This window comes from Halorubrum ezzemoulense DSM 17463 (assembly GCF_002114285.1).
Taxonomy (GTDB): Archaea; Halobacteriota; Halobacteria; order Halobacteriales; family Haloferacaceae; genus Halorubrum; species Halorubrum ezzemoulense.
Map to the genome: position 1 here is coordinate 1 of NZ_NEDJ01000124.1, position 4,777 is coordinate 4,777.

Annotated in this window: 4 protein-coding genes and 2 pseudogenes; 5 read left to right on the plus strand and 1 reads right to left on the minus strand. The window is 56.4% G+C overall.

What is annotated here, in order from left to right; genetic code table 11:
• Window positions 1-334 precede the first annotated feature (334 nt).
• From B9H04_RS18425 to B9H04_RS17395, 5 genes and pseudogenes are all read left to right on the plus strand, one after another.
• A pseudogene (locus tag B9H04_RS18425) lies at window positions 335-490 on the plus strand (ISH3 family transposase); the annotation flags it as partial.
• Window positions 491-853: 363 nt separating this feature from the next.
• Window positions 854-1,654, plus strand: a complete 801-nt coding sequence (locus B9H04_RS17380) for an SWIM zinc finger family protein (protein WP_049933560.1) — start codon at window positions 854-856, stop codon at window positions 1,652-1,654.
• Window positions 1,655-1,712: 58 nt separating this feature from the next.
• Window positions 1,713-2,345 carry a hypothetical protein gene (locus B9H04_RS17385; protein WP_049933561.1) on the plus strand — a complete coding sequence of 211 codons (633 nt, stop codon included), beginning with the start codon at window positions 1,713-1,715 and terminating at the stop codon, window positions 2,343-2,345.
• 6 nt (window positions 2,346-2,351) lie between these two features.
• The gene (locus tag B9H04_RS17390) at window positions 2,352-3,131 is read left to right on the plus strand and encodes a hypothetical protein (protein WP_049933564.1); all 780 of its coding nucleotides are present in this window, start codon (window positions 2,352-2,354) and stop codon (window positions 3,129-3,131) included.
• Window positions 3,128-3,496, plus strand: a complete 369-nt coding sequence (locus B9H04_RS17395) for a calcium-binding protein (RefSeq protein WP_049933565.1) — start codon at window positions 3,128-3,130, stop codon at window positions 3,494-3,496. The genes B9H04_RS17390 and B9H04_RS17395 overlap by 4 nt, the downstream gene beginning before the upstream one ends.
• A gap of 154 nt (window positions 3,497-3,650) precedes the next feature.
• Here B9H04_RS17395 and B9H04_RS17400 read toward each other — a convergent pair.
• Window positions 3,651-4,777, minus strand: a pseudogene (locus B9H04_RS17400) (RNA-guided endonuclease InsQ/TnpB family protein); the annotation flags it as partial.

Sequence of the window (4,777 nt, forward strand, 5' to 3'; positions counted from 1 at the left end):
GCTGTGTCGGCTTTTTATCTTCGACCTCCGCGAGAGCGTCGCGGAGGTCGTCAAGAGTGGCGGCGTCAAGCGTAGACATACTTGCTAATCACACTCTAACCTAAAGAATATTTAGCTGACAGTATTATTGTTTGATTTCGACGGCAATACCAGTTGGCTCGTGAGATTCATCTCTTCAAACACCTTGGCGCATAATCTGGTAGCATAATATTACTACTGGGCTTAACTAAAAAAGAATGAGCAGCAGGGTTTGGAGACAGTGTCTACAAGCTCCAAAGCCCTGTAAAACGAAGCTTCAGTCGGTTATATCGGGTCTTGAGTGAAAGTGTCTGCTTGGAAGACTGTGGAACTGGCGGCGCCCCCCTCGGCGGGGCGTCGCCTCTGGCAGTGGTCGTTCACTGGGTTCTGTGAGATGGTGTTGCGGGCCGCTTGGACAGCGCTTGGTGCACGAAGGTCCGTTCCAGCGAACCAGCCACTCAACAACCGGTTTCCCGGTAGCTGTCCACCAATTTGGACAGCGGTCATGAGTGACAATACTGTCGCGTCGGCGGCAGTAGTACGCCAGAGAAGCTATTGAAGAACTCCTATCTATACCACACCCATTTCCGCCGCTATCTTGCGAATTTTTACTATTGGCCACTGAATTTCTCAGAATCTTTCCCGGAATACTACTGCCGCCGACAGCGACGGTCCATCTCGAAGATCAGGCTCACCGGCGTTTCGAAGCCGCTCCACGGTCAGTTCAATCTGATTCACCGCCATCAGACGAGATTACGCGGCTGTCGATGTGATCGACTGAGACTACCGATTCGGCACCAGAATCAAATGCTACGACCGCGTCGGAAGACGGTATATGAATGTCGACAGGGATACCGTCCGGAATCGAAGCACCGATGCGGTGTTCGAGCGCGGAGTGAACTACCGTGACGAGGGACGCATTCAGCAACTGGATCGATTCGACGATCTTGTGACTGCGAGCGTCAGTGGATCGAAGTTGTACGACGTGACGATCGAGTTCGGCTCACGGAGCATCGACACACAGTGTACCTGTCCGTACGAGGAGCGCGGCGACTGTAAGCACGTCGTCGCGGTACTACTTGACATCGCCGCCGGTCCGCCACAAGACGAGAGCGGTCGCGTCGGATCAGTTTTGGACAACGTATCGGCCGACGATCTGCGTGGATTCGTCCGTGACGCTCTCGCCGAACACCCTGAGTTGCGCGAGCAGTTTCTCGCACGCTTTGGCGACGACCACGCATCGGTTGAGGAGTATCGAGAGGAAATCGCGCAACTGTTCAAGCAACATGCTGGCCCGGTCGTGTTCGAAGCCATCGACTTCTCCCGGTTTTTCGAGATCGCCGAGCAGTACCGTGACCGCGACCGGTATCTGGCCGCTGCGACCGTCTACCGAGCGGTGTTCGAAGAGATCGACGAGAAGTACAACTGGATCGACGGTGCTCACAACCACTACGCGAAGACTATCCAGACCGCACTCAACGGATACGCCGACTGTATCTTAGCGACCGATCCAACTTCCAAGGAGTTCGACACGTACGCTGGCGTGCTGGAGAAGCGGGCGACGACGGAGCCCCGGATCAACGACGAGCAGTTCTGGCGCGCACTCGACGATCTGGAGGATCGATACGAATCGTAACGCCGTCGAACTCTCGACACCCAAAAGCCTTGATACCGGCATGCAATACTGTCTCGTAATGAGCGACGTAGACCACTACAAGACCTATCGGGAGATCGGAACACAACTGAACAGCGACATCCTCGAAGCGTACTCTGACCGCGAGTTGATCGTAGAAACCGCATCGGAACTGGACATCGAATTCGACGAACCGAACCTAGCCTACGAATTCGAATCCCAGATGCCGGCCCACTTCGAGTTCGCGCTGTACGACTACCGGCGAGACGGGACCACCGCCGCGGAACGCTACCTCGAAGCGGAACGCTGGGAGAACGAAACCGAACGGGACATTCTCGAGTCCACCATCGACGCTGACCCCTCGCTGTTCGAGGTCGAATCCGTCAGCGAGTCAGGCCCCCGTCTGACGGTAACCGACTTGCTGAACGACGGAGAAGAACGCACGCTGTTAGATATCAATCTCAGCCGAACCGCAGAGCCGGGGGTCGCACTGTTTTTCAGACCCGTTCGCTATGGCGAGGTTACGACGACCTCTGGCGTCTCGTTTCCGTTCCCCAGCGAGGAGAAGATCAACCTGCTCGAAGAGTACGACCGTCGAGTAGGCCCGAACGAGGCGAAAGCGGTGTCCCGGCGGCGGTTCGTCACGTTCCACGACCTGTATCGCGACCATGGCATCTACATCCAGTACCGGTGATCAGCAATGAGCGAGCCAACAGACCGATTCATGATCGAGATCGGAAGCGGAACAGTAGTACATATCATCGATATGGATGCTGATCAAGGCGGGAGAAACTCTCGTTTCTCGTTCGGTATTGGTGGTCCTGGGGAGATGATGTGTAGTCACGGGAACCGGCATCCGCGCCCGCAACACGTCCCAGTATCGGAGTTTCTCGCCGACCTCGATATCGACAAAGATGGCTTCAAAGGTGATGCGCCCGACGAAATCTGCTCGTATTGTTGGTCGAACGCACGGGAAGCAGTCGGGACCGAGCGGGATCAAGCTGGCGACGACATATCTGAGCGGATAGGAACCGTCGGCTATCGACTCCGATGGAAGCAGAAAGGCCGTGCACGAGACGAGTGGTACGATATCGTCGTCGGACCGGAAACAACGATGGCGGAACTGGATAGACTCGTGTGTCGGTTCAGTACGCTCGATGATTTCCATCTCCGGATGTACGGGCTCGAAGACGAATACTTGGATTCCAGTCTCAACGTGATTCCCGACCACCAGTACGAGAAAGCAGGCGACCGGTCGTACACCAGAGCAAGTGAGATGACGATTGCAGATGTCGCTAAGCGTGCGACACTCTGGGATGGCGACAGACTCAGCATGATCTATGATTTCGGCACGCCATCGCACTACTACTGTATCGTCAAAGAGGTCTACGAGCCGGCGGAGGTTGATGAAGTTCTTGAGCGTGATGACGTGATTACATCGACTGATACGGCCGCGATTGTCCGAGAAAAGCGGCAATGACAGAGGAAACAGATGAAGAGCGAAACAAACGGATTCGGAGAGAGGTACTCACAGATGCCTACAATGCGCACGAGATGGCTATTAACTGGTGCTACCACCTCGAACGTGAGATGTCTTTCCCCTTCCAAGCGCGGTGTATCGAGGAACGAACAATCTCCCCGCTGCGAGCGGACGAAGCGGTACCGGTCGTTGGAATGACCGATGAAGTAGTCAGCAACCAGGAGATGTTCGTCCTCGTGGAGTGGAGGGACCGGGAGTTTGGTGTCCCTTTGTCACAGCTCGAAGTACTCGACGTTGACAGCGATACCAGACAAGCGGTCGACGACTGGCACTACTGGAACGGCAACAGTGATCGGTTGGGCTAAACGCACAGCGTGTGTCATGAAAAAAAAGTTCTCAGGCGAGGCGAAGTCAAGCAGATTGAAAGAGAGCCAGCACACTGTCTTGACCTCCTCCTCTGCGTGAACGCGGAGGAATCCCACCACGGGATTTCAGGCCGAGCGAAGCGGCCTGTTGATTTCAAGACGCATACGTTCCAAGCGTCGTCTGCTGGGTTTCAGCATCGGCTTGGCTGTCTTGTGGCCCGGTCAAAGAGGCCCCATCCGTAGCCGAGTCATCGGCACCAGCCTTCTGCCGGGAAGCCCAGTCGCTTTGGCGGTGACTCTCTCCACTACGGTAGCGGTCTGCAATGTTTATCGCCCCGTTCACGTCGGCTTGATACTCACCGACCCAACAGCCGTCGTTCGAGCATCTAAACGTCGCCTGTCGTGGCCGGTAGCCGTGTTCACCGCAGGCGTGACACGCCTTCGACGTGTTCCGGGGATTCACCGTCTCGACGGGAGTCCCCTTCTCGGTAGCTTTGTAGCGAATCTGTGCGTGGAGCTTGGCAAAGCCCCACCCGTGTAACCGCCGATTCATGTACTCACCGTAGTCCATGTTCTCGCGGATGTACCTCAGGTCTTCCAGCACCAACACTGGGTTGTCGACGGACTCGGCGTAGTCCACGACTTCGCTGGTCACACGGTGAAAAACGTCGTCAATCTGGTCCCACAGTGCGTCACCGAACGAGTCTGCGATTCGCTCACTTCCACGCTTCTGAAGCCGTCTTGTGGCGGTGAAGTAGGTTTTGCGGAGCCGACGAACGGCTTTGCCGTCGGCGGCCCACAGGCGGGGGCGAACCGGAGAACCGGAGCCGTCGCGGTGACACACCGTGACGAGACTCGCTTCACCGAGGTCCACACCAACCGGCGTCCGCTTATCGGCGGACGCCTCAGATTCGTCCTCCACGTCGCGGGTAACGGTGACGTGGAGATACCACGTTCCGTCCCGCTCAAACAGCCGACTTTCACCCATCTCGACGTCACCTGCGTTTAGCGCTTCAAGCCAATCCCGCTAGTCGGGATTGGCGCGTGCCGGTATCCAGAGGTGGTAATCCTCGTGGTGCGGGACTTTGTCGTACCACTCGATAGCATTCTGTGGCTGGTGGTCGAGTTGTAGGCCCTCGTTTGTGAACCGCACTGGGTGGTCGTCGTGGATCTCGTTGGCGTCGTAACTGTTCCCACAGAGTTGTGGGACGTACTTCTTGAGGGCATTTTTCGCGTAGCCGCTCAGGTCGTACTCGACAACCACATCGTTGGTTGCTGACT

Coding starts and splice junctions, on each gene's coding strand:
- B9H04_RS17390 (WP_049933564.1), top strand. CDS start 2,352: ATGAGCGAGCCAACAGACCGATTCATGATCGAGATCGGAAGCGGAACA.
- B9H04_RS17380 (WP_049933560.1), top strand. CDS start 854: ATGAATGTCGACAGGGATACCGTCCGGAATCGAAGCACCGATGCGGTG.
- B9H04_RS17395 (WP_049933565.1), top strand. CDS start 3,128: ATGACAGAGGAAACAGATGAAGAGCGAAACAAACGGATTCGGAGAGAG.
- B9H04_RS17385 (WP_049933561.1), top strand. CDS start 1,713: ATGAGCGACGTAGACCACTACAAGACCTATCGGGAGATCGGAACACAA.